Source organism: Knoellia aerolata DSM 18566, from assembly GCF_000768695.1.
In the GTDB taxonomy this organism is placed as follows: Bacteria; Actinomycetota; Actinomycetes; order Actinomycetales; family Dermatophilaceae; genus Knoellia; species Knoellia aerolata.
The window spans coordinates 1-23,260 of sequence record NZ_AVPL01000056.1; the positions used below are offsets into that span (position 1 = coordinate 1).

Annotated in this window: 25 protein-coding genes; 22 read left to right on the forward strand and 3 right to left on the reverse strand. The window is 70.9% G+C overall.

Features of this window, described 5'->3' with window-relative positions:
- Positions 1-1,555, forward strand: a 1,555-nt coding sequence (rho, locus tag N801_RS15540; RefSeq protein WP_035939761.1) for a transcription termination factor Rho, incomplete at its 5' end; no start/stop codon positions are given.
- A 90-nt stretch (positions 1,556-1,645) separates the two neighbouring features.
- Here rho and N801_RS15545 read toward each other — a convergent pair.
- Positions 1,646-2,149 carry an Lrp/AsnC family transcriptional regulator gene (locus tag N801_RS15545; RefSeq protein ID WP_035939764.1) on the reverse strand — a complete coding sequence of 168 codons (504 nt, stop codon included), beginning with the start codon at positions 2,147-2,149 and terminating at the stop codon, positions 1,646-1,648.
- 112 nt (positions 2,150-2,261) lie between these two features.
- Here N801_RS15545 and N801_RS15550 point away from each other — a divergent pair, with 112 nt between their 5' ends.
- The 7 genes from N801_RS15550 to glyA all read left to right on the forward strand — a co-directional run bounded on the left by N801_RS15550 (position 2,262) and on the right by glyA (position 9,341).
- Entirely contained in the window at positions 2,262-3,455 is a 1,194-nt protein-coding gene (locus tag N801_RS15550) for a trans-sulfuration enzyme family protein (RefSeq protein ID WP_052113187.1), read from the forward strand.
- A 281-nt stretch (positions 3,456-3,736) separates the two neighbouring features.
- Positions 3,737-4,549 (forward strand): putative endonuclease domain-containing protein, encoded by an 813-nt coding sequence (locus N801_RS15555; protein WP_245618476.1) that lies wholly within the window; start codon positions 3,737-3,739, stop codon positions 4,547-4,549.
- Positions 4,550-4,797: 248 nt separating this feature from the next.
- Positions 4,798-5,013, forward strand: coding sequence for a 50S ribosomal protein L31 (gene rpmE / locus N801_RS15560; protein ID WP_035939769.1), 216 nt, complete (start codon positions 4,798-4,800; stop codon positions 5,011-5,013).
- Between the two features lie 102 nt (positions 5,014-5,115).
- Complete coding sequence (gene prfA, locus N801_RS15565; RefSeq protein ID WP_035939770.1) at positions 5,116-6,198, forward strand: peptide chain release factor 1; 1,083 nt, start codon at positions 5,116-5,118, stop codon at positions 6,196-6,198.
- Entirely contained in the window at positions 6,195-7,052 is an 858-nt protein-coding gene (gene prmC, locus N801_RS15570) for a peptide chain release factor N(5)-glutamine methyltransferase (RefSeq protein WP_035939773.1), read from the forward strand. The genes prfA and prmC overlap by 4 nt, the downstream gene beginning before the upstream one ends.
- 323 nt (positions 7,053-7,375) lie before the next feature.
- Positions 7,376-8,074: an L-threonylcarbamoyladenylate synthase gene (locus N801_RS15575; protein ID WP_035939775.1), complete on the forward strand. Its 699-nt coding sequence runs from the start codon at positions 7,376-7,378 to the stop codon at positions 8,072-8,074.
- Positions 8,067-9,341 carry a serine hydroxymethyltransferase gene (glyA, locus tag N801_RS15580; protein ID WP_035939777.1) on the forward strand — a complete coding sequence of 425 codons (1,275 nt, stop codon included), beginning with the start codon at positions 8,067-8,069 and terminating at the stop codon, positions 9,339-9,341. The genes N801_RS15575 and glyA overlap by 8 nt, the downstream gene beginning before the upstream one ends.
- A 56-nt stretch (positions 9,342-9,397) precedes the next feature.
- On the opposite strand, the gene N801_RS19925 is transcribed toward glyA, so the two are convergent.
- Positions 9,398-10,798: a sugar transferase gene (locus tag N801_RS19925; RefSeq protein ID WP_052113188.1), complete on the reverse strand. Its 1,401-nt coding sequence runs from the start codon at positions 10,796-10,798 to the stop codon at positions 9,398-9,400.
- Positions 10,799-10,924: 126 nt separating this feature from the next.
- On the opposite strand from N801_RS19925, the gene N801_RS15590 reads away from it, so the two are divergent.
- The 11 genes from N801_RS15590 (at position 10,925) to N801_RS15640 (ending at position 19,507) form a co-directional block, all read left to right on the forward strand.
- Positions 10,925-11,359 carry a hypothetical protein gene (locus N801_RS15590; protein ID WP_156996807.1) on the forward strand — a complete coding sequence of 145 codons (435 nt, stop codon included), beginning with the start codon at positions 10,925-10,927 and terminating at the stop codon, positions 11,357-11,359.
- Positions 11,356-11,631: an AtpZ/AtpI family protein gene (locus N801_RS15595; RefSeq protein ID WP_052113189.1), complete on the forward strand. Its 276-nt coding sequence runs from the start codon at positions 11,356-11,358 to the stop codon at positions 11,629-11,631. Before N801_RS15590 ends, N801_RS15595 begins: the two co-directional genes overlap by 4 nt.
- An 85-nt stretch (positions 11,632-11,716) precedes the next feature.
- A complete protein-coding gene (gene atpB, locus N801_RS15600) occupies positions 11,717-12,532 on the forward strand; it encodes a F0F1 ATP synthase subunit A (RefSeq protein WP_052113190.1) in 816 nt (271 codons plus the stop codon).
- A gap of 112 nt (positions 12,533-12,644) precedes the next feature.
- On the forward strand, positions 12,645-12,851 hold the full coding sequence (locus tag N801_RS15605) for an ATP synthase F0 subunit C (RefSeq protein WP_211254743.1): 207 nt from the start codon (positions 12,645-12,647) through the stop codon (positions 12,849-12,851).
- 61 nt (positions 12,852-12,912) lie between these two features.
- Positions 12,913-13,584, forward strand: a complete 672-nt coding sequence (locus tag N801_RS15610) for a F0F1 ATP synthase subunit B (RefSeq protein WP_281175700.1) — start codon at positions 12,913-12,915, stop codon at positions 13,582-13,584.
- Entirely contained in the window at positions 13,584-14,393 is an 810-nt protein-coding gene (locus N801_RS15615; protein ID WP_035939782.1) for a F0F1 ATP synthase subunit delta, read from the forward strand. Before N801_RS15610 ends, N801_RS15615 begins: the two co-directional genes overlap by 1 nt.
- A gap of 115 nt (positions 14,394-14,508) precedes the next feature.
- Complete coding sequence (gene atpA, locus N801_RS15620; protein ID WP_035939785.1) at positions 14,509-16,146, forward strand: F0F1 ATP synthase subunit alpha; 1,638 nt, start codon at positions 14,509-14,511, stop codon at positions 16,144-16,146.
- A gap of 127 nt (positions 16,147-16,273) precedes the next feature.
- The gene (locus tag N801_RS15625; RefSeq protein WP_035939787.1) at positions 16,274-17,176 is read left to right on the forward strand and encodes a F0F1 ATP synthase subunit gamma; all 903 of its coding nucleotides are present in this window, start codon (positions 16,274-16,276) and stop codon (positions 17,174-17,176) included.
- An 11-nt stretch (positions 17,177-17,187) separates the two neighbouring features.
- Positions 17,188-18,666, forward strand: coding sequence for a F0F1 ATP synthase subunit beta (gene atpD, locus N801_RS15630; protein ID WP_035939789.1), 1,479 nt, complete (start codon positions 17,188-17,190; stop codon positions 18,664-18,666).
- A 123-nt stretch (positions 18,667-18,789) separates the two neighbouring features.
- A complete protein-coding gene (locus tag N801_RS15635; RefSeq protein ID WP_035939791.1) occupies positions 18,790-19,059 on the forward strand; it encodes a F0F1 ATP synthase subunit epsilon in 270 nt (89 codons plus the stop codon).
- Between the two features lie 19 nt (positions 19,060-19,078).
- Positions 19,079-19,507: a DUF2550 family protein gene (locus N801_RS15640; RefSeq protein ID WP_035939794.1), complete on the forward strand. Its 429-nt coding sequence runs from the start codon at positions 19,079-19,081 to the stop codon at positions 19,505-19,507.
- A gap of 69 nt (positions 19,508-19,576) precedes the next feature.
- Here N801_RS15640 and N801_RS15645 read toward each other — a convergent pair whose 3' ends face one another.
- Complete coding sequence (locus N801_RS15645) at positions 19,577-20,245, reverse strand: cob(I)yrinic acid a,c-diamide adenosyltransferase (RefSeq protein WP_035939795.1); 669 nt, start codon at positions 20,243-20,245, stop codon at positions 19,577-19,579.
- A gap of 101 nt (positions 20,246-20,346) precedes the next feature.
- Between N801_RS15645 and N801_RS15650 the strand changes: the two genes are divergently transcribed.
- From N801_RS15650 to N801_RS15660, 3 genes are all read left to right on the forward strand, one after another.
- A complete protein-coding gene (locus N801_RS15650; protein ID WP_052113191.1) occupies positions 20,347-20,700 on the forward strand; it encodes an STAS domain-containing protein in 354 nt (117 codons plus the stop codon).
- Positions 20,701-20,721: 21 nt separating this feature from the next.
- A complete protein-coding gene (locus tag N801_RS15655; protein WP_156996808.1) occupies positions 20,722-21,777 on the forward strand; it encodes an acyltransferase family protein in 1,056 nt (351 codons plus the stop codon).
- 58 nt (positions 21,778-21,835) lie between these two features.
- The coding region (locus N801_RS15660; protein WP_084109099.1) for a methylmalonyl-CoA mutase family protein at positions 21,836-23,260 on the forward strand (1,425 nt) is incomplete at its 3' end.

The window sequence follows — 23,260 nt, forward strand, 5'->3', positions numbered from 1 at the left end:
CGACCGGGGGGAGCGCACGAGCAACCGCGGCGAGCGCAGCGAGGACCGCCCCGAGCGCACGAGCGACCGGTCGGATCGCAGCGACCGCAACGACCGCAACGACCGCTCGGACCGCGCGGGCGACCGGGACGACCGCGGCGACCGTGGCGACCGCGGCGACCGCGGCACCGACCGCGCCGCCCAGGACAGCCAGGGCGCCCCGTCGCAGGGTCAGCAGAACGGGCCGGACGACAACGACGACGAGGGCGGCCGCAGTGGTCGCCGTCGCCGCAACCGCAACCGCAACCGGGACAAGCGCCGCGGCGGGGTCCCGGGCGAGGAGCGACAGGGCGACACCGAGAACGAGCCTCAGCTGGACGAGGACGACGTCCTCGTGCCGGTGGCCGGCATCCTCGACATCCTCGACAACTACGCGTTCATCCGGACCTCGGGCTACCTCCCGGGCACCAACGACGTCTACGTGCCGTTGGGCATCGTCAAGCGCTACAACCTGCGCAAGGGTGACGCGGTCGTCGGCGCGACCAAGGCGCCGCGCGAGGGCGAGGACGCACAGCAGCAGACCGTCGGGACGCGCAACACCCGGGCGAAGTACACGCCGCTGGCACACCTCGACACGATCAACGGCCTGAGCCCGGACGAGTCCCGCAAGCGGGCCGACTTCGGCAAGCTCACGCCGCTCTACCCGCAGGACCGCCTGCGCCTCGAGACCGAACCGGGCATCCTCACGACCCGGATCATCGACCTCGTCGCGCCGATCGGCAAGGGCCAGCGCGGGCTCATCGTCGCCCCGGCCAAGGCCGGCAAGACGATGGTCATGCAGGCGCTGGCCAATGCGATCACGACGAACAACCCCGAGGTCCACCTCATGGTCGTCCTCGTCGACGAGCGACCCGAAGAGGTCACCGACATGCAGCGCGCGGTCAAGGGCGAGGTCATCGCCTCGACCTTCGACCGTCCCGCCGAGGACCACACCACGGTCGCCGAGCTGTCGATCGAGCGGGCGAAGCGTCTGGTCGAGATGGGCCACGACGTCGTCGTCCTGCTCGACTCGATCACCAAGCTCGGCCGCGCCTACAACCTCTCCGCCCCGGCGAGCGGTCGCATCCTCTCCGGAGGTGTCGACTCGGCCGCGCTCTACCCGCCGAAGAAGTTCTTCGGCGCCGCGCGCAACATCGAGGACGGCGGTTCACTGACGATCCTCGCGACGGCTCTCGTCGAGACCGGCTCGCGGATGGACGAGGTGATCTTCGAGGAGTTCAAGGGCACCGGCAACATGGAGCTCAAGCTCGACCGGGGCCTGTCCAACCGGCGCATCTTCCCGGCGGTCGACATCAACAACTCCGGCACCCGTCGCGAGGAGATCCTCCTCGCGCCCGAGGAGCTGAAGATCATGTGGAAGCTCCGCCGGGTCCTCGCCGCGCTGGACAGCCAGCAGGCGATCGAGCTGCTGCTCGACCGGCTCCGCAAGAGCAAGACCAACTACGAGTTCCTCAAGCAGGTCCAGCAGACCAGCTCGAACCGGCTCGACGACGAGGACGAGAGCTCCAGGGGCTGAGCGTTCGTCACCGTCCGTCCACGAGGCGGCCTCCCGACCCGGGAGGCCGCCTCGCGGCACACGGGGGTATGCCGTGTGCCCACCTCTGCGTCACACGACGACGCGTCCGGGGTGGGCGCGAAAGACGAGCGACGTCTGGACGTGCGACACCCCGGGACGGCTCGCGATGTTGTCGAGCACGAAGTCCCGGAGCTGGTCGGGCGACTGGGCACTGACGTGGACGAGGAAGTCGTCGGCGCCGCTGATGTTGAACGCGGCGAGGACCCCGGGCAACGACGCCATCTCGTCCCCGAACGCCTCGACCTGGGCGCGGTCGTGACCCGCGAGGCGGATGGCGACGACGGCCTGCAGCGGCCGGCCCAGGTGGGCGTGGTCGACGGCGGCATGGATGCCGGTGACGACTCCCCGCTCGCGCAGGGCCCGCACCCGGCCGACGCAGGTCGACTCCGCGATGCCGAGACGGCGCGCGAGTGCGGCGTTGGAGATCCGGCCGTCGTCGACGAGGGCCTGCACGAGGGCACGGTCCACGTCGTCGAGCAGGGGTGGCGTGGTGGGTGCGGGGCCAGGGGTGAGCGGGTGGGGATTCTTCGGCACGGCCTCACGGTACCCAACCCGCCGTCGCTGGTTCCGCGCTCATCCTCCGATCGATGAGGGAGATCCACGGGACTCTTCCGCGCTGAGGGGGATCCTGCGGACGATGGGACGCATGACGACGTATCCCGTCCCCGTCCCCGGCCGCGACCTCGCAACCACAGCCGTCCACGCCGGGCGCGAGGACCTCGCCGCCCTCGGGCTGCACGTGCCGTCGATCGACCTGTCCACGACGTACCCGCTGCCGTCGATCGAGGCGGGCGGCGCCGCGTACGACACGCTGGCGTCGGGGGAGCGCCCCGACGACGGCGCGACCCTCGTCTACCAACGGCTGTGGAACCCGGGGACCGACCGGTTCGAGCGGGCCGTCGCCGCCCTCGAGGGCACCGACTCCGCCGTGGCGTTCGCCAGCGGGATGGCCGCACTCACTGCCGTCCTGCTCGCGGCGGTCGCCGGGGGCACGCCCCACGTCGTCGCCGTCCGGCCGCTCTACGGCGGGTCCGACCACCTGCTCGCCTCGGGACTGCTCGGCACCGAGGTGACGTGGGCGAGCCCCGAGTCGGTCGGCGACGCGATCCGCCCCGACACCGGCCTCGTCCTGCTCGAGACCCCGGCGAACCCGTCGCTCGACCTCGTCGACATCGCGGCCGTCGTCGCCCGGGCGGGCGACGTGCCGGTCGTGGTCGACAACACCTTCGCGACCCCGGTGCTGCAGCAGCCGGCCCGCCATGGTGCTGCGATGGTTCTGCACTCGGCCACGAAGTACATGGGCGGCCACGGCGACGTCATGGGCGGGGTGGTCGCCGCGGGCCACGCATGGACGGCGCGGCTGCGCCAGGTCCGGGCCATCACCGGTGCCGTCCTGCACCCCGTGGCCGCGTACGAGCTGCACCGAGGTCTGCAGACGATCCACGTGCGGGTGCGGGCCCAGCAGTCCACGGCGACGACCGTCGCGGCGTGGCTCTGCGAGCGCCCGGAGGTCTCACGCGTGCACCATCCCAGCCTGCCCGGCTGCGACCCGCAGCGGCTCGTCGGCACCCAGATGGCCGGCCCGGGGGCGATCGTCGGCGTCCGGCTCGTCGGCGGGTACGCCGCCGCGTCAGCCCTCATCGAGCACCTCGAGCTCGTCACGCACGCCGTGTCGCTCGGCGGTGTCGACAGCCTCGTCCAGCACCCGGCGAGCCTCACCCACCGCATCGTCGCCTCGGACGCGCGCCCCGACGCCGACCTCATCCGGCTCTCGCTCGGCCTCGAGTCGGTCGACGACGTCATCGCCGACCTCGACAAGGCGATGGCCAACCTCCCCTGATCCTTCCCCGGTCGTCGCCGCTTCGGGGTGCCAGAGGCGCAACCCGCTGCGCCCTTGGCACCCCTGGACGTTCCACACCCGACCGGTCCGGGCGGCGCCGTCCACAGTCGGGCCCTGCCTGCGTGGCGGGGAGCCGTCGCCCGGGCGACGCTCGGGAGATGTCTCCACGGCGACGGCTGCCACGCTCCGAGCGACACCGACGCGCGGCCCCCCTGGTCGAGGCGCATGAGGGCGTGGTGCACCGAAGCGACCTGCGGGGCGTGGGGGTGTCGAAGGAGGACGTGCGTTCTGAGGTGGTGGCCGGGCGCTGGTTCGTCCACGGGCGGCACACCGTGGCGGTTGCCGCCGGACCGCTCGCTCGCCGGGCGCGGCTGTGGCAGGCGATCTGGGAGAGCGGTGCCGGCGCCGTCCTCGACGGGGCTGCCGCTCTGGAGGCGTCAGGGCTGCGGGGATTCGACCCACCCCGCATCGACGTCTCCGTACCGCGGGCCAACCGGCACCACGTCCTCGACGGCGTCCGGATCCACCGGCGTTCCGAGATGCCGCGCGTCGTGACGGCAGGCATCCCCAGGGTGAGGGCCGAGCTGGCCGCGGTGCACGCCGCATCGTGGGCGCGCAGTGACCGCGAGGCGGCACTGATCCTGTGCCTCGTCGTCCAGCAGCGCCTCACGACACCCGAACGGCTTCTCGCCGCGTGGCGCGGGGGACGGCGCGCGGGCCCTCGGCGCCCCTTCGTCAACGCGGCCGTGGTCGACATCTGCGACGGCGCCCAGGCACTCGGTGAGCTGGACTTCGCTGGGCTCTGCCGGGCGCGCGGCCTGCCCGAGCCGTCGCGCCAGTCCGTCGTCCGCGGTCGGAACGGCAGGGTCCACCTCGACGCCCGCTGGAAGGGCATCGGGCTCGTGGTCGAGATCGACGGGGGCCACCACCAGTGGTCGCTCAACCCCGTCGCGGATGCCTTGCGGCAGAACGACCTCGTGGTCGACGGGGAGGTCGTGCTGCGGATCCCCGTCCTCGGGCTGCGCCTGGACAGCCGCCGTTTCATGGACCAGGTCGTCCGAGCCCACGAGCGACTCACGGTGGAGTCCGCCTGAGGGGTGCCAAGGGCGCAACCTGCTGCGCCCCTGGCACCCCTGAGCGCCCGGGCCGGGAATGAACGGGGGCGTCACCGCCGTTTAGGGGATCGTGTGCCTGCTCTGGCACACTTGTTCGCTGGACCGGTTCACGGCACGAACGCGTTTCCTGAGCTCTCGCCCCCACGAGCGAGCGCAGGCGGGGCGCTACCGGGTCTGCATCATCGTGATGGGCCCGCCGACCCGGATACCTCCAAGGAGAAGACATCGTGAAGAAGGACATCCACCCGAACTACGCCGAGACCACGGTCACCTGCACCTGTGGCGCGACGTTCACCACCCGCAGCACGGCCGAGAGCGGCCAGATCCACGCCGAGGTCTGCAGCCAGTGCCACCCGTTCTACACCGGCAAGCAGAAGATCCTCGACACCGGTGGTCGCGTGGCCCGCTTCCAGGCGCGCTACGGCAAGAAGGCCGACGCGTAGCACTCCCGATGCGCCGACCCGTCGATCCCGCAAGGGGTCCGGGTCGGCGCATTCGTGTTTCCCGGGTCCGACCCCCACTGCACCGTCCCGAGAGGACACTCGATGTTCGAGTCCGCCGCGGCCCTCGCGCAGGAGCACGCCCAGCTCGAGCGCGCCATGGGCGACCCTGCCGTCGCCTCCGACCCCGACCAGCTGCGCGAGCTCAACAAGCGGTACGCCGCGCTGGGACCGACGGTGACGGCATACGCGCAGTGGCAGGCGGTCACCGGTGACCTCGAGGCGGCGCGCGAGCTGGGCGCCGACGACGCCGGCTTCGCGGCCGAGGTCCCGGCCCTCGAGGCGGCGGCCGCCGAGGCCGCGGACCGGCTCCGGCGACTGCTCGTCCCGCGCGACCCCGACGACGACCGCGACGTCATCCTCGAGGTCAAGGCGGGGGAGGGCGGCGAGGAGTCGGCGCTGTTCGCCGGCGACCTGCTCCGCATGTACCTCCGCTACGCCGAGCAGCGCGGCTGGCGCACCGAGGTCCTCGGCGCCACCGAGACCGACCTCGGCGGCTACAAGGACGTCCAGGTCAGCGTCAAGTCCAAGCGGACGCCGCAGCCGGGCGAGGGTCCCTGGGCGAGGCTGAAGTACGAGGGCGGCGTCCACCGGGTCCAGCGCGTGCCGGTCACCGAGACGCAGGGCCGGATCCACACGAGCGCCGCGGGCGTCTGGGTCATGCCGGAGGTCGAGGAAGTCGAGGTCGAGATCCACGCCAACGACCTGCGCATCGACGTCTTCCGCTCTTCCGGCCCGGGCGGCCAGAGCGTCAACACGACCGACTCGGCGGTGCGGATCACCCACCTGCCGACCGGGACCGTCGTGTCCTGCCAGAACGAGAAGTCCCAGCTCCAGAACCGCGAGGCCGCGATGCGGGTCCTGCGCGCCCGGCTGCACCAGATCGCGACCGACGCGGCCGCCGAGGCCGCCGCCGGCGTCCGCGCGAGCCAGGTGCGCACCGTCGACCGCAGCGAGCGCATCCGCACCTACAACTTCCCTGAGAACCGGGTCAGCGACCACCGCACGGGCTTCAAGGCCTACAACCTCGAGACAGTCCTCGGCGGCGAGCTCGACGCGGTCGTCGAGTCGGCGATGGCCGCAGACGAGGCCGCCCAGCTCGCCGCCCTCGGCGAGGGCGCCGGATGAGCGACCTGCGCGACGCCGTCCGCGGGGCCACCGGCCGCCTCGCCGACGCCGGCGTCGCCTCTCCCGAGCACGACGCCGTCGCGCTCGCCGCGCACGCCCTGGGCGTCGGGCCCGGTGAGGTGCGGCGGCTCATGGTCCTCGGTGCACCCGTGCCCGAGGCGTATGCCGGCCTCGTCGCCGAGCGGGCCGCTCGCGTCCCGCTCCAGCACCTCACCGGCAGGACGTGGTTCCGCGGCCTCGAGCTCGAGGTGGGGCCGGGCGTCTTCGTCCCCCGACCCGAGACCGAGGTCGTCGCGGGCTGGGCGATCGACGCGGCCCGGGCCTGCCTCGAGGCAGGTGTCGGGGAGCCCGTCGTCGTCGACCTCTGCGCGGGCTCGGGGGCGATCGCCTTCTCGGTCAAGGCGGAGGTGCCCCAGGCCCGGGTGCACGCGGTCGAGGTCAGCGACCTCGCGGTGGCGTGGGCGACGAGCAACCGGGACCGGCTCGGGCTCGACGTCGACCTCGTGCACGGCGACGCCGTGACCGCCTTCCCGGAGCTCGCGGGCGTCGACGTCGTCGTCTCGAACCCGCCCTACATCCCCACGACCGCGGAGCCGGTCGACCCCGAGGTGCGCGACCACGACCCGCCCGTGGCCCTCTACGGCGGCAGCGAGGACGGACTCGCGATCCCGCGGCTCGTCGCCGCGCGCGCCGCCGGGCTGCTGCGGCCCGGCGGGGTGCTCGTCATGGAGCACGCCGACAGCCAGGGCGAGACCCTGCCCCGGGCCCTGCTCGCCACCGGCTCGTGGGCGAGCGTCGAGGACCGCCGCGACCTCGCGGGCCGCCCGCGGGCGACCGTCGCCGTCCGCGCCTGAGCGACCCGTCGCACGCTGGCCCCACGCACGGCGACCCCCACCCGGTCTCGGGTGGGGGCCGCCGCGTCGTCTGTCAGTGTCAGAGGATGTAGATGAGCAGGGCGATGATCAGAAGAACACCGACGATTGTCCAGATGAGTCCGGAACCACGCATTGACATGCACCTCCGTTCGGGAAAGACAGGGACGAACACCCCGACCCTATTGACCGGTGACGCGGAAATGCGGGAACCCGCCGGGTCGATTTCGAGGGAAGTGCGCAGGTCATGTGGCCGACCGGTCCCCGCGATCGGCCACGCCCCGGCGCGGTCCTAGGCTGACCCCATGAGTCCGGTCTTCGACTGCACCACCCCCGAGGGGCGGCGCGACGGCATCGCCAAGGCGACTGCCGGAGTGCGGCACGGCGACCTCGTCGTCCTGCCCACCGACACCCTCTACGGCATCGGTGCCGACGCGTTCACCCCCGACGCGGTCCAGCGACTCCTCGACGCCAAGGGTCGCGGCCGCGAGATGCCCCCGCCGGTGCTCGTCGCCGAGGTGCGCACGGTCGACGGGCTGGCCACCGACGTCCCCGACTACGCCCGAGCCCTCATCGAGCGCTACTGGCCGGGCCCGCTCACCCTCGTCCTCAAGGCGCAGCCGTCGCTCATGTGGGACCTCGGTGACACCGGCGGCACCGTCGCCGTGCGCATGCCCGACCACGAGATCGCCCTCGAGCTCCTGCGAGAGGTCGGGCCGATGGCCGTGAGCAGCGCCAACCGCACCGGCCACCCGGCGTCGAGGACCGTCGTCGACGCCGCCACCCAGCTCGGCCCGTCCGTGCAGTTCTACCTCGACGGCGGACCCGTCACCGGGGGCCTGCCCTCGACGATCGTCGACTGCACGCACACCGAGCCGGTCATCCTCCGCCACGGAGCGATCGACGGCGATGAGATCATGGCCCTCGCGGCCGAACACCTAGAGTTGCCGACAGACCAGCCAGGCGAGCCGGCACCCGTTTCGGAGGAGAGCAACGATGAGTGACACGTTCTACGGTTCGGACTTCGACGCCCTGGAGTCCTTCGACCCCGAGATCGCGGGAGTGCTCGTCTCCGAGCTCGACCGCCTCCGCGGCGGCTTGCAGCTCATCGCCAGCGAGAACATGTCGTCGCCGGCCGTGCTCACCTCGCTCGGCTCGACCCTGTCCAACAAGTACGCCGAGGGCTACCCCGGGCGCCGCTACTACGGCGGGTGCTCGGAGGTCGACAAGGCCGAGACCCTGGCCATCGACCGGGCCAAGGCTCTCTTCGGCGCCGACCACGCCAACGTCCAGCCGCACTCCGGCGCCAGCGCCAACCAGGCCGTCTACGGCGCGTTCATGAAGCCGGGCGAGACCCTTCTCGCGATGAGCCTGCCGCACGGCGGCCACCTCACCCACGGAAGCAAGGTCTCGTTCTCGGGCAAGTGGTTCAACGCCGTCCACTACGGCGTCGACAAGGAGACCGAGAACATCGACTACGCCGAGGTGGAGCGCCTCGCCAAGGAGCACCGGCCGAAGGTCATCCTCGCCGGGGGGTCGGCCATCCCGCGCCTCATCGACTTCGAGTTCTTCCGCCGCGTCGCCGACGAGGTCGGCGCGATCTTCTGGGTCGACGCCGCCCACTTCATCGGGCTCGTCGCCGGCAAGGCGATCCCCAGCCCGGTGCCCCACGCCGACGTCGTGAGCTTCACGACCCACAAGGTCCTGCGTGGCCCGCGCAGCGGCGCCATCGTCTGCACCGAGGAACACCGCGCGGCCATCGACAAGGCCGTCTTCCCGATGATGCAGGGCGGCCCGCAGATGCACACGATCGCGGCCAAGGCGACGAACTTCAAGGAGTGCGCGACCCCGGAGTACCAGACCTACGCGGCCCAGGTCGTCGCGAACGCCAAGGTCCTCGCCGAGACCCTCGCCGAGAAGGGCATCCGCCCGACCACCGGTGGCACCGACACCCACCTCTCGCTGCACGACCTCCAGCCCGTCGACGTCACCGGCGCCGACGCCGAGGCCCGCTGTGACGCCGCCGGCATCACCCTCAACAAGAACGCCATCCCCTTCGACCCGCAGAAGCCCAGTGTGGCCAGCGGCATCCGCGTCGGCACCCCGTGCGTCACGACGCAGGGGATGGGCGAGGACGAGATGCGCACCATCGGCGGCCTCATCGCCCGCGCGGTGGTCGAGGGCGACGCCGACCCCGACCACCCGGTCTCGAAGGCGGTCCGCGCCGAGGTGACGGACCTCGTGACGCGCTTCCCGGCATACGCCCGCTGACCGATCCCGGAACCGTTTCCCGCCGTCCCCGGAAAACGGTTCCGGGGACGACGGCGTCAGGCGGACGGGCGACCCTGACCGGTGCGCCGGTCGTCGGCGGCCTGCTCGGCCGCCTCGAGCTCCAGCGCTGCGGCCTCCTCGACCGACGGCCGCGCCCGCGCCCGCGGCTTGGTGCCGGACGCCGAGACGACGGTCCAGACACTGCGCGCGAGCACCTCGAGGTCGAGCAGCGGCGACATGTGCTTGAGGTAGTAGAAGTCGTAGGAGAGCTTCTCGATCGTCTCCTCCTCCGACGCGGCGTACCCGTGGCGCACCTGGGCCCAGCCCGTGATGCCGGGCCGGACGAGGTGCCGCTGGTCGTAGAAGGGGATCGCCTCGCGGTACTTCTCGACGAACCCGACCTGCTCGGGCCGCGGACCGATGAGCGAGAGCTCGCCCCGCAGCACGTTGAAGAACTGTGGCAGCTCGTCGAGGCGGACGCTGCGCAGGAAGCGCCCCAGCGGCGTGATCCGGGGGTCGTCGCCGCTGGCCTGGCGGGCGCCGTGCGCCTCGGCGTCGGCCCGCATCGTGCGGAACTTGAAGAGCTCGACGAGTTCACCGCGGCGGCCGACGCGGACCTGGCGGAAGATCACCGGGCTCCCGTCGACGAGCCGGACGAGCACCGCGGTCGCCGCGACGACCGGCATCCACAGCGGCATGGTGACGACGACGAGGACGAGGTCGACGGCGTACTTGAACGGCAGGAACGGCAGCTTGCGCAGCAGGGAGGTCTCGATCTCCCACCCCTCGGAGAGGTGGCCGAGCGGCACCCGCCCGGTGTGCTGCTCGTAGACGTCGTTGAGCGCCCGCACCTCCCGCCCGGCGACGGAGGTCGCGGACACGTAGCGGGTCACCTCGCGCGACCACGCCGCGCTGAGGTCGACGGCGAGGACGGTGTCCGGGGGCGGGGCCGGCAGGGGTCCGGTGGCGTCGGGGTCGATGACACCGACCACGGTGATGTGGGGCGTCGCGTCCAGCGAGCGCACGATGGCGTCCGATCCGGTCACGACGAGCAGCCGTTCGGTCCACGGCCGCAGGCGGAGCACGGCCCGCAGGAGAAGGACGAGGACGAGCCAGATCGCCAGCGTCGTGAAGAGGTGCGGCCGGGAGTAGTACGGACGCACGAGCACGATGACGGCCGTGATGGCGAAGAAGGCGAAGAGTGCCGTGAGCGCCCCCCGGCTGTACGTCGGTCGCGGCGGGCCCTGGGGCATGACCGCCGCGACGAGCGCGCTGCCGAGCAGGCAGCTCACCAGGGCGATGAGCAGGATCTGCATGAGGCCGCGGGCCTGGGTCTGCACGACGACCTCGTCGCTGAACGGGTGTCCGCCGAAGCGCCACAGCGCCGCGACGACGAACGCGACCATGAGGAGGGCGGCGTCTGCGCAGGCCATGCCGACGACGAGCCGCTGTCTCATGCCGGTGAGTGTATTGGGCACGTGCCCGCGTCTCCGGGACGCCCTCGGGCCTCGGCAGGTTGGCCCCGCCACGGCGCTTGTGATAACTTTCACAAGCCCGGAACGACCCTCGACGGAGAGAGCCCAGTGACCCCGCACCCCGCGCCACGGACCCCGGTCCGGATGATGCTGCGCGGTGCCCTCGTCCCCGGGATGATCGCCCTTCCCGCGCTCGCGGCGGCCTTCTGGGCGTATGCCGGTGAGCACGCCGCGCTGTCCGCCCTCGCGGGTGCCGCGACCGTCTTCGTCATCCTCGTCGTCGGCCTGCTCGGCATCACGGCCGTCGTCCTCGGCCCGGCCGCGACCTCCATGGCCGGCGCGGGGGTCGTCTACCTCGGCCAGCTCATCCTCATCGTCACGGTCGTGCTCGTCCTGCGCGGGGTCGACTGGCTCGACGGTCGCGCCTTCGCGCTGTCGGCCATCGCGCAGACGCTCCTCATGCAGGTCGGCCAGGTCGTCGGCTACGTGCGCGCACGTCACGAGATCCACCCGGGGTCGCTCGATCGGGGAGCGGCCTCATGAGCGACGACGACCGCAAGCTGCCCAAGGGCGTCGAAGGTCACGAGCCGTTCTCGCGGTGGCACGACGACCCGGAGCTGCCCAGCGCCACCGCGCGGGCCGACGCACTGGGCGCCACCGTCATCGCCTACCTCCTCACCGGACCCGCCGTCTTCGGCGCGATCGGGTGGGGCCTGGACGCGCTCCTCGGCACGGGGTTCCTCGTGGTCGTGGGCATTTTGGGCGGGATGGCCTTGTCGCTGTACACCATCTGGCTCCGGTACGGTACGTCGTGACGCCCCTGACCATCGGCTGCAAGCGGTTCCGGACTGAGCCGCGATTGCAGGGTGCCGCCACCACCATGAACGAGGAGAACCACCTGTGATCCTGACTGCGCTTGCTGCAGGGACCACGACCGCCGTCGGCGCCGCCGAGGGCGGCGAGGGGTTCGAGACCCCGACCCCCGACATCTTCTGGCTCCCCCTCATCGGTGAGGGGAACTGGGCGATCACCGAGCAGATGGTCTGGGGTGGCGTCTCCGTCGTCCTGCTGAGCGTCGTCATGGTCGCCCTCTCCAAGAAGGCCGCGATCGTCCCGTCCAAGGGTCAGTTCTTCATGGAGAACTTCTACAACCTCGCGCGCAACGGCATCGCCCGCGACATGATCGGGACGAAGCACTTCCTCAAGTTCGTCCCGCTGCTCTTCAGCCTCTTCTCGCTGATCCTGCTCAACAACTGGTTCGGCATCCTGCCGCCCGTGATGAACCCGACGTTCGGTCGCATCGGCTTCCCGATCGCGCTGACGCTCGTCGTCTACGTCGTCTACCACTGGATCGGCATCAAGAAGATGGGTGTCGGGGGCTACTTCAAGCATCTCGTCCCGCCGGGCCTGCCCGGGTGGATCAAGCCGGCGATCTTCGTCCTCGAGTTCATCACCTACTTCATCACCCGCCCGCTGACGCTGGCCCTGCGACTGTTCGGCAACATGTTCGCCGGGCACATGCTCATCGTGCTCTTCGTCAGTGCGGGCGCCTTCTTCCTCACCCAGGGCATCGCCTTCAAGCTGCTCTCGGTGCCGACGTTCATCATGGCCGCGGCCATGTTCGTCTTCGAGGCCCTCGTCCAGTTCCTCCAGGCCTACGTCTTCACCCTGCTCGCCGCCAGCTACATCGCGGGCGCGCTCGCCGACGACCACTGAGTCGCAGGCTCCCCACACTGCACGACGACAACTCCATAGCCCGACCATCACCACACAGTCTTTCCGCCCGGCATTCGGCCGACGTGGGAACCCACAGAAACACGAAAGAGGAATCATCGTGGAAGGCAACCTCTCGCTCGTCGGTTACGGCCTTGCGACCATCGGCCCGGCCATCGCCGTCGGCCTGATCTTCGCTGCCTACATCAACGGCGTCGCCCGTCAGCCCGAGGCCCGCAACCTCCTGCAGCCGATCGCCATCCTTGGCTTCGCGCTCGCCGAGGCACTCGCGATCTTCGGTCTGGTGCTCTTCTTCATCTGACGCCAGCGGCCCACCGGGCCACGGCCCATCCCCGAACTGGTTCGAAGCACTAGGAGCATCCGTGCAGTTCACCGCCACACCGTCGACGGTCGTCTCTCTGGCGACCGCCGAGGGCGCCAAGATGCCCCTCATCCCGCACATTCCCGAGCTGATCTTCGGCCTCGTGATGATCGGGGTCCTCTACTGGGTGGTCTCGACCAAGGTCGTCCCCAACCTGGAGAAGGCCTACGAGGAGCGTCGTGCCGCCATCGAGGGCGGCATGGAGCAGGCCGAGGAGGCCCAGGCCCAGGCCCAGGCCGCCCTGCAGCAGTACGAAGCCCAGCTGCACGAGGCCCGCACCGAGGCCAACGCCATCCGTGAGGAGGCGCGGGCCGAGGGTGCATCCATCGTCACCGAGATGCGCGAGAGGGCGCAGGCGGAGTCGAGCCGGATCACCGAGTCGGCCAAGCGGCAGATCGAGGCCGAGCGTCAGCAGGCCTCCGTCCAGCTGCGCTCCGAGGTCGGCGCCCTGTCGACGACGCTCGCCAGCCGCATCGTCGGCGAGTCGCTCGAGGACGAGGTCCGCCAGAAGGGCATGATCGACCGTTTCCTCGCCGAGCTCGAGAGCGGCGCGGTCCGCCCGGAGAAGGTCGGTGCAGGCGCGCCTGTCACGACCGACGCCCCGCGGTCCGAGAAGGCCGAGCAGGGTCAGCTCGACCTCGGCACGGACGGCACCGCTGGTCGGGACGCCTGATGCGTGGCTCGTCACGAGGTGCGAGGGTGGCGGCCGAGAAGGCCCTCGACTCGGCCCTCGAGGGTGTCGACCGGGCTGCCCTCGCGGAGGAGCTCTTCGCGATCGCCGGCGCGATCGACGGTGACATCGCACTGCGCCGCGCGTTCGCCGACCCCTCCCGGGAGGGTGACGCCAAGCGGGCCCTGGCCGACCGGCTCTTCGGGGGAAAGGTCAGCGAGGCGGCCGTCACCCTCACCGGTGAGGTCGTCGCGCAGCGCTGGGCCGAGGAGGGTGACCTCAGCGACACGTTGGAGGCACTTGCCGTCAGCGCCCTGCTCGCCAGTGCCGAGAAGGCGGGCGCCATCGACGACGTCGAGGACCAGCTGTTCCGGTTCGAGCGCATCGTCGCGGGAGACACCCGCCTGCGCGACACCCTGGGGAGCCGCAACACGGATGCGGAGGGCAAGGCCGGGATCGTGCGCGCCCTGCTCGAGGGCAAGGCCGCACCCGAGACCCTCCGGCTCGTGGAGCAGGCCGTGCTGAAGTCGCGCGGTCGTCGCCTCGACCGCGTGCTCGAGGGCTACCTCAAGCTGGCGGCCCAGCGTCGTGACGAGCTCACCGCGCTGGTCACCGTCGCCATCCCGCTCGACCCGCAGCAGGAGTCCCGCCTCACGTCGGCGCTCGCCTCCATCTACGACAAGCGGGTCAGCCTGCAGACGGTGCTCGACCCGACCGTCGTCGGTGGGATCCGGATCCAGATCGGCGACGAGGTCGTCGACGGCACGGTCCTGCGCCGGCTCGACCGCGTCCGGCGCGACCTCGCCGGCTGAACCAGCCGGCCCACGGCACCACCGCAGCACCGCAGCACCGCACACCTGAACAGCACGACAGAGACATCACACACTTCGGCCCCACCGGGGCTGGTAACCGAGGAGAAGAGATCACATGACGGAGCTCTCGATCCGTCCGGAGGAGATCCGGGACGCACTGGACAGCTACGTCCAGTCCTACGAGCCCGGCGCGGCCTCCCGCGAAGAGGTCGGCCGCGTCAGCGACGCCGGTGACGGCATCGCCCACGTCGAGGGCCTGCCCTCGTGCATGACCAACGAGCTGCTCGAGTTCGAGGACGGCACGTTGGGCCTCGCCCTCAACCTCGACGTCCACCAGATCGGTGTCGTCATCCTCGGTGACTTCTCCAAGATCGAGGAGGGCCAGCAGGTCAAGCGCACCGGAGAGGTCCTCTCGGTCCCCGTCGGTGACGCCTACCTCGGCCGTGTCGTCAACCCCCTCGGCACCCCGATCGACGGCCTCGGCGACATCCAGAGCGACGAGCGCCGCGCGCTCGAGCTCCAGGCGCCCTCGGTCGTCGACCGCAAGTCGGTGCACGAGCCGCTGCAGACCGGCCTCAAGTCGGTCGACGCCATGACCCCCATCGGTCGTGGCCAGCGCCAGCTCATCATCGGCGACCGCCAGACCGGCAAGACGACGGTCGCGGTCGACACGATCATCAACCAGAAGGAGTTCTGGGAGACGGGCGACCCGACCAAGCAGGTCCGCTGCATCTATGTCGCCATCGGTCAGAAGGGCTCGACGATCGCGTCGGTCCGCGCGACCCTCGAGGACGCCGGAGCGATGGAGTACACCACCATCGTCGCGGCCCCCGCCTCCGACAGCGCCGGCTTCAAGTACCTCGCCCCCTACACCGGCTCGGCCATCGGCCAGCACTGGATGTACCAGGGCAAGCACGTCCTCATCGTCTTCGACGACCTGTCCAAGCAGGCCGAGGCCTACCGCGCTGTCTCGCTCCTCCTGCGGCGCCCGCCGGGCCGCGAGGCCTACCCGGGTGACGTCTTCTACCTGCACTCCCGTCTGCTCGAGCGCTGCGCGAAGCTCAGCGACGAGCTGGGCGCGGGCTCGATGACCGGCCTGCCGATCATCGAGACCAAGGCGGGCGACGTCTCGGCGTACATCCCGACGAACGTCATCTCCATCACCGACGGCCAGATCTACCTCCAGGCCGACCTCTTCAACTCCAACGTCCGCCCCGCGGTCGACGTGGGTGTCTCGGTCTCCCGCGTCGGTGGCGCGGCCCAGACCAAGGCGATGAAGTCGGTCTCCGGTCGACTCAAGCTCGACCTCGCCCAGTTCCGTGCGCTCGAGGCGTTCGCGATGTTCGCCTCCGACCTCGACCCGGCCTCCAAGGCCCAGCTCGCCAAGGGTGCTCGCCTCGTCGAGCTGCTCAAGCAGCCGCAGTCGGCGCCGTTCCCGATGGAGGAGCAGGTCGTCTCCGTGTGGGCCGGCACCACCGGTCAGCTCGACTCGATCGCGGTGGAGGACATCCGCCGCTTCGAGGCCGACTTCCTCGGCCACCTGCGTCGCAGCAAGGGCGACCTCCTCGACGCGATCCGCGAGACGGGCAAGTTCGAGGAGTCCACCGAGGAGGCCCTCAAGACGGAGATCGACTCCTTCAAGAAGGGCTTCGAGCCCTCCAACAAGGAGAACCTGCCGATCGGCGACGAGAAGGAGAGCGGCGAGGACGCCCTTGACTCCGAGCAGGAGAAGATCGTCAAGCAGAAGCGCTGACGCGATGCCGGGTGCTCACCGAGGGTGAGCACCCGGCATCCGCAGCGCGGTCGCCACGGCGACTGTCCGGCATACGCCACGAGTCCGGCACCACAGAGACACTCGAGACACAGGAAGGCGGAAACCTATGGGAGCGCAGATCCGGGAGTACCGGCAGCGCATCCGCTCCGTCAGCGCGACGAAGAAGATCACGCGCGCCATGGAGCTCATGGCCGCAGCGCGCGTCGTCAGGGCCCAGCAGGCCGTGCGCGAGTCGAGCCCCTACGCCCGCGCGATCACGCGTGCGGTCTCGGCGGTCGCGACGTTCTCGAACGAGGAGCACGTCCTCACCACCGAGAAGGAGAAGGTGACCCGCGCCGCGGTCGTCATCATCACCTCCGACCGCGGCCTCGCCGGTGCCTACAGCTCGTCGGTGCTCAAGGAGTCCGAGCGGCTCGTCGCCCGTCTTCGCGAGGAGGGCAAGGAGGCCGTCCCGTACCTGCTCGGTCGCAAGGCCGTGGGCTTCTACACCTTCCGCGGCCGCGAGTTCGCGGCCGACTGGACCGGCGACTCCGAGAAGCCCGCCTTCGAGCGCGCCCGTGAGGTCGGCATCCGGCTCGTCGACGACTTCCTCAAGGACACCGAGTCCGAGGGTGGCGTCGACGAGGTGCACATCGTCTACTCGCGCTTCGTGTCGATGGTGACCCAGGAGCCCGAGGTCATCCGGCTGCTGCCGCTCGAGATCGTCGAGGGGACGGAGCCGACCGCCGAGGGCGAGCTGTTCCCGCTCTACGAGTTCGAGCCGAGCGTGGAGGAGGTCCTCGACGCGCTGCTGCCCAAGTACGTCAACTCGCGCCTGTTCAACTGCATGCTGCAGGCCGCGGCCTCCGAGCTCGCCGCTCGCCAGCGGGCGATGAAGTCCGCGACGGACAACGCGGACGAGCTCGTCAAGAAGTACACCCGGCTGGCCAACCAGGCCCGCCAGGCCGAGATCACCCAAGAGATCAGCGAAATCGTCGGTGGCGCCAGCGCCCTGGCCGAGAGCAAGTGAGAGACAAACCCATGACATCACAGACTGCCACTGTCCCTGACAACGACTCCGCCGGCTATGTTGCCCCCGAGCCCGGAGGCATCGGCCGCGTCTCGCGCATCATCGGCCCGGTCGTCGACATCGAGTTCCCCGTCGACGCGATGCCGGAGCAGTACAACCTGCTCACCACCTCGGTGGACCTCGCCGGCGAGAGCAAGAACCTCAACCTCGAGGTCGCCCAGCACATCGGCGACAACATGGTGCGGGCCATCTCGCTGCAGCCGACCGACGGACTCGTCCGCGGCTCCAAGGTGCAGGACACCGGCGGCCCGATCACCGTCCCCGTCGGCGACGTCACCCTCGGCAAGGTCTTCAACACCACCGGTGAGGTGCTCAACCTCAAGGAGGGTGAGACCTTCGAGGCGACCGAGCGCTGGGGCATCCACCGCAAGGCGCCCGACTTCGACCAGCTCGAGCCCAAGACCCAGATGTTCGAGACCGGCATCAAGATCATCGACCTCATGACCCCCTACGTGCAGGGTGGCAAGATCGGCCTGTTCGGTGGTGCCGGTGTCGGCAAGACCGTGCTCATCCAGGAGATGATCGCCCGCGTCGCGCGCGACCACGGTGGCGTCTCGGTGTTCGCCGGTGTCGGCGAGCGCACCCGTGAGGGCAACGACCTCATGGTGGAGATGGAGGAGGCCGGCGTCCTCGGCCAGACCGCGCTGGTCTTCGGCCAGATGGACGAGCCGCCGGGCACGCGTCTTCGCGTGGCCCTGTCGGCGCTGACGATGGCCGAGTACTTCCGTGACGTCCAGAACCAGGACGTGCTCCTCTTCATCGACAACATCTTCCGGTTCACCCAGGCCGGTTCCGAGGTGTCGACCCTGCTCGGTCGTATGCCGTCCGCCGTCGGCTACCAGCCGACCCTCGCCGACGAGATGGGTACCCTCCAGGAGCGCATCACCTCGACCCGAGGCAACTCGATCACCTCGATGCAGGCGATCTACGTGCCGGCCGACGACTACACCGACCCGGCGCCGGCGACGACCTTCGCGCACCTCGACGCGACGACCGAGCTCTCCCGAGAGATCGCCTCGCTCGGCATCTACCCGGCCGTGGACCCGCTGACCTCGACGTCACGCATCCTCGACCGTCGCTACATCACCGAGGAGCACTACTCGACGGCTGTCCGGATCAAGCAGATCCTCCAGCGCAACAAGGAGCTGCAGGACATCATCGCCATCCTCGGCATCGACGAGCTGTCCGAGGAGGACAAGATCCTCGTCAACCGGGCGCGGCGCATCCAGCGCTTCCTCGGCCAGAACACCTACGTCGCCAAGCAGTTCACCGGCATCGAGGGCTCGACCGTGCCGCTCACCGAGACGATCGAGGCGTTCACGAAGATCGCCGACGGCGACTTCGACCACTTCCCGGAGCAGGCGTTCTTCATGTGCGGTGGCCTCGACGACGTCGAGCGCCAGGCCGCGGAGATCCAGAAGAACCTCTGAGCCGACCGTGACGTCAGCAGGGCCGGTGCCGCGCGCGGTTCCGGCCCTGCTGACGTCCCAGCAGGAAGGCGCACCGGAAAGCGCCGCTACACTTCCCATGCACCCCATTCCCCGGAGGAACACGTGAGCCAGCTGCAGGTCGAACTCGTCGCCGCGGACCGCAAGGTCTGGGAGGGCGAGGCGAGCCAGGTGAGTGCCCGCTCCATCGAGGGCGACCTCGGCATCATGCCCGGTCACACCCCGATCCTCGGCGTGCTCGTCGAGGGCGAGGTCCGCATCCACGCCGAGGGCGGTGTCCGGACGGCCACCGTCGACGGTGGGTTCCTCTCCGTCGACCACGACCGCGTGACCATCCTCGCCGAGGCCGTCGACGCCTCGGGCATGGCCAACTGAACCCGGGGCGGAGAGTGCCATGACGCCCCTCGCCGCCGTCGAGCTCGTGCTCGCGGTGGTGATCGGCGCCGTGCTCCTGTCGCTGCTGTACGTGTGGCTGCGCCGCCGCTACATCTCCGGGGGCAAGCCGCTCATGCTCTGCGCGGTGAGCACCGGCGAGCGCCGCTGGCGGCTCGGGCTGGCCCGCATCGCCGGTGACAATCTCGACTGGTTCTCGGTGGTGGGCCCGTCGCTGCGCCCCGACCACTCGTGGATGCGCCACGAGCTCGGCCTCGGGGCGCCGAGCCCGCTCGCCGAACCGGTGCCGGGGCTGCCGGTCGACGCCGTGAGCGTGAGCGGCATCTCGGCCAACTCCGACTACCAGCTCGCCATGAGCCCCGCGGCCTATACCGCGCTGCGGGCCTGGCTCGAGAGCTCTCCTCCCGGCTTCAACGTCAACGTCGCCTGACGCCCTCCCCGACTTCCTTGCGTCTGCGTCGTTGGTGAGGTTTCTGACCAACGACGCAGACGCACAGCGTCAGTCGTCGTCGGTGAGGGGGTCGTCGTCGGCCGCGACCTCGGCGCGCCTCGTCGACGGCGCCTCGGCGCGCCCGCCACCGGGCTGCCACAGCACGTCGCCGCCGTCCCCGAGGTTGGCGACCCGGGCGAGGATGAAGAGCAGGTCGGACAGGCGGTTGAGGTAGGCCGCCGCGAGCGGGTTGATCCCGCCCTCGCCCTTCCCGACACCCACCTCGCTGCCGTGGTGCTCCAGGGCGGCCCACGTGCTCCGCTCGGCGCGCCGGACGACGGTGGTGGCCTGGTGCAGGTGCGCCGCGGCGACCGTGCCGCCGGGCAGGATGAACGAGCGGAGCTTCTCGAGCTTGGCGTTCTGGGTGTCGCAGTCGGCCTCGAGCTCGTCGACCCACTCCTGCTTGACCCGCAGCGGCGGGTACTCGGGGTCCTGCTGGAGCGGGGTGCAGAGGTCGGCGCCGACGTCGAAGAGGTCGTTCTGGACGCGGGTGAGCACGGCCCGGACGTCCTCGGGCAGGTCGCCGGTGGCGAGGACCACGCCGACGACGGCGTTGGCCTCGTTGGCGTCGGCGTAGGCGGCCAGCCGCGGGTCGGTCTTCGTCGTGCGGCTGAAGTCGCCGAGCGACGTCGTGCCGTCGTCGCCGGTGCGGGTGTAGATGCGCGTGAGGTTGACCATGGGCCGAGCCTGCCAGATACCTTTGCCGTTTCTTTACCCGTGGCATCTGGCTGGCGTGGGCTGCGTCACGTTCAATGGACGCACGGGAAGGGGGGACGCCGATGCGGCATCCTGCACACACGATCGTCACGCTCGAGGAGCACCGCGACGCCGCGGGGCACCACGTCTCGCTGCGCGGTCGGCTCGACGTCCACACGGTCCCGGACCTGCGGCTCGTCCTGCACCGCATCGTGGACGACGGGGGCGACGACCTCCTCGTCGACCTGGCCGAGTGCGAGATCGGCGACGCCACCGGCTTCGGTGTCCTCGTCGAGTGCCTGCGCCGGGCCCGTCGCGGCTCGCGCTCCTTCCGGATCGTCGCGGCCGAGCCCCGGACCCACCGCCTGCTGCGCCGGGCCCGCCTCGGCCACGTCGTCGGCCCGTTCGAGCCCGTGGCGCACGCCGCCGTCGGCTGACCCGTCGTCGATACTGGCCGGGTGGCCCCCGCCGGCACCGCTCCCGCTCCCGCACGTGCGCCCACCCGGGTGCTCGGCCTCGACGCCGCGCGCGGTGTCGCGGTCGTGGCCATGGTCATCGCGCACGCGGTCCCCTTCGTCAGCGGCCGCGTGCCGGAGGCGGTCGCCTTCCTGCTCCTCCAGGTCAACGACCTGGCCTCACCGCTCTTCGCGCTCGTCATGGGTGCCGCGGCGGGCCTGGTCTTCCCCGGGCCGTCGGCGTGGCGCGGCACCGCGCGGGCCGTGGTCCGCGGGGTCGCTCTCGTCCTGCTCGGGGTGGGCCTCGAACGGCTGGACCACTGGGTGGCGGTGATCCTGCACCTCCTCGGGCTGCTCCTCATCGTCGGGACCCCCCTGCTCGTGCTCGGGACGCGGTGGCTCCTGGGCCTGGCCGCCGTCCTGTTCGCGGCCGGACCGTCCGTCATCGAGGCGGTGACCCGCGCGGCGGGCGGCGTCGCCGGCGGGCAGGCGCCGACCGCGGCGTGGGCCACGAACCCGCTCGTGCAGTGGCTCGTGCTCAACGCCCACTACCGGGTGCTCACCCTGCTGCCGATCTTCCTCGTGGGGGCGGTGCTCGCCCGGCGTGGTCTGGGCGACGAGCAGACCTCGTGGTGGTGCCTCATGGGCGGCCTCGCCATGGTGTGGGGGAGCCTGGCCCTCGAGCTGCTCGGGATGGAGGTCGTCTTCTCGGGTGACCACCCCGACCAGCTGCAGGAGACGGGACTGGCGCTCGCGGCATACGGGCTCGTCATGGCGACCGACATCGCGCGGAGGCGGCGCACGTCCGCGGGCACCCCGCTGCAGCCGCTCGCGGTCATCGGCCGGGTTGCCCTGTCGCTCTACGTCGCGCACGTCGTGCTGCTCGTGCCGGTGATCCCGATCTTCCCGGAGGGCGGCTGGCTGCCCTTCCTCTTCTTCGTCTGGGTCAGCGTGGCCGGGGCGTGGGCGTGGGGGCGGTTCGTCGGACGGGGTCCCGTGGAGTGGCTCGTCGACGCGGTCTCGCCGTCGCGTCGGCCGCCGGTCGAGGTGGCGGCGTGAGCACTCTCACCGCCTGAGGCCCTGTCGGGGCGCCGGGCCCGCCGGTAGCGTCCGACGCATGCCCAGCGACCGTCCTGCCGAACCGGCTCCTGCCGGTGTTCCCGCCCGTCCGGAGCGTGACCGGCCGTGGGTCATGCGCACGTATGCCGGTCACTCGAGTGCCGCCGCGAGCAACGCGCTCTACCGCCGCAACCTCGAGAAGGGGCAGACCGGGCTCTCGGTCGCCTTCGACCTCCCGACCCAGACCGGCTACGACCCGGACCACGTCCTCGCCCGCGGCGAGGTGGGCAAGGTGGGGGTCCCGATCTCGCACATCGGGGACATGCGGGCCCTGTTCGAGCAGATCCCGCTCGACCGGATGAACACCTCGATGACGATCAACGCCACGGCGATGTGGCTGCTCGCGATGTACCAGGTCGCTGCCGAGGAGCAGGCGCAGGCGGCGGGGGAGGACCCGGCGGCCGTCGTCAGGGCGCTCGCGGGCACCACCCAGAACGACATCATCAAGGAGTACCTGTCGCGCGGGACCTACGTCTTCGCGCCGGCGCCGTCGCTGCGGCTCATCACCGACATGGTGAGCTACACCGTCGCCGAGATCCCGAAGTGGAACCCGATCAACGTCTGCAGCTACCACCTCCAGGAGGCGGGCGCGACGCCCGTGCAGGAGATCGCGTACGCGATGTCGACGGCGATCGCCGTCCTCGACGCGGTGCGCGACGCGGGGCAGGTGCCGCAGGAGCGGTTCGGCGAGGTCGTCGCCCGCATCTCGTTCTTCGTCAACGCCGGCGTCCGGTTCGTCGAGGAGATGTGCAAGATGCGGGCCTTCGTCCAGCTCTGGGACGAGCTGGCGCTCGAGCGCTACGGCGTGACCGACGCCACGCAGCGGCGCTTCCGCTACGGCGTGCAGGTGAACTCGCTCGGCCTCACCGAGGCCCAGCCCGAGAACAACGTCCAGCGAATCGTCCTCGAAATGCTCGCCGTCACGCTGTCCAAGGACGCCAGGGCCCGTGCCGTCCAGCTGCCCGCGTGGAACGAGGCGCTCGGCCTGCCTCGACCGTGGGACCAGCAGTGGTCGCTGCGCATGCAGCAGGTGCTCGCCTTCGAGTCCGACCTGCTCGAGTACGACGACCTCTTCGAGGGCTCCGCCGTCGTCGAGGCCAAGGTCGCCGAGCTCGTCGCCGGGGCCCGCGCCGAGATCGCCCGGGTCCAGGACCTGGGTGGTGCCGTCGCCGCGGTGGAGAGCGGCTACATGAAGTCGGCGCTGGTCTCCTCGCACGCCCTGCGCCGTCAGCGGATCGAGACCGGCGAGGACGTCGTCGTCGGCGTCAACAGGTTCCAGAGCACCGAGCCGAACCCGCTCACGGCCGACCTCGACACGGCGATCCAGACCGTCGATGCGGGGGTCGAGGCCGCAGCGGCGCAGGCCGTGCGGGCCTGGCGCGAGGGGCGCGACGCCGACCCCGTGCGGCGCGACCGCGCGGCC

Coding starts and splice junctions, on each gene's coding strand:
- N801_RS15550 (WP_052113187.1), top strand. CDS start 2,262: ATGACGACGTATCCCGTCCCCGTCCCCGGCCGCGACCTCGCAACCACA.
- prfA (WP_035939770.1), top strand. CDS start 5,116: ATGTTCGAGTCCGCCGCGGCCCTCGCGCAGGAGCACGCCCAGCTCGAG.
- prmC (WP_035939773.1), top strand. CDS start 6,195: ATGAGCGACCTGCGCGACGCCGTCCGCGGGGCCACCGGCCGCCTCGCC.
- N801_RS15575 (WP_035939775.1), top strand. CDS start 7,376: ATGAGTCCGGTCTTCGACTGCACCACCCCCGAGGGGCGGCGCGACGGC.
- glyA (WP_035939777.1), top strand. CDS start 8,067: ATGAGTGACACGTTCTACGGTTCGGACTTCGACGCCCTGGAGTCCTTC.
- N801_RS19925 (WP_052113188.1), bottom strand. CDS start 10,798: ATGAGACAGCGGCTCGTCGTCGGCATGGCCTGCGCAGACGCCGCCCTC.
- N801_RS15595 (WP_052113189.1), top strand. CDS start 11,356: ATGAGCGACGACGACCGCAAGCTGCCCAAGGGCGTCGAAGGTCACGAG.
- N801_RS15615 (WP_035939782.1), top strand. CDS start 13,584: ATGCGTGGCTCGTCACGAGGTGCGAGGGTGGCGGCCGAGAAGGCCCTC.
- atpA (WP_035939785.1), top strand. CDS start 14,509: ATGACGGAGCTCTCGATCCGTCCGGAGGAGATCCGGGACGCACTGGAC.
- N801_RS15625 (WP_035939787.1), top strand. CDS start 16,274: ATGGGAGCGCAGATCCGGGAGTACCGGCAGCGCATCCGCTCCGTCAGC.
- atpD (WP_035939789.1), top strand. CDS start 17,188: ATGACATCACAGACTGCCACTGTCCCTGACAACGACTCCGCCGGCTAT.
- N801_RS15640 (WP_035939794.1), top strand. CDS start 19,079: ATGACGCCCCTCGCCGCCGTCGAGCTCGTGCTCGCGGTGGTGATCGGC.
- N801_RS15645 (WP_035939795.1), bottom strand. CDS start 20,245: ATGGTCAACCTCACGCGCATCTACACCCGCACCGGCGACGACGGCACG.
- N801_RS15650 (WP_052113191.1), top strand. CDS start 20,347: ATGCGGCATCCTGCACACACGATCGTCACGCTCGAGGAGCACCGCGAC.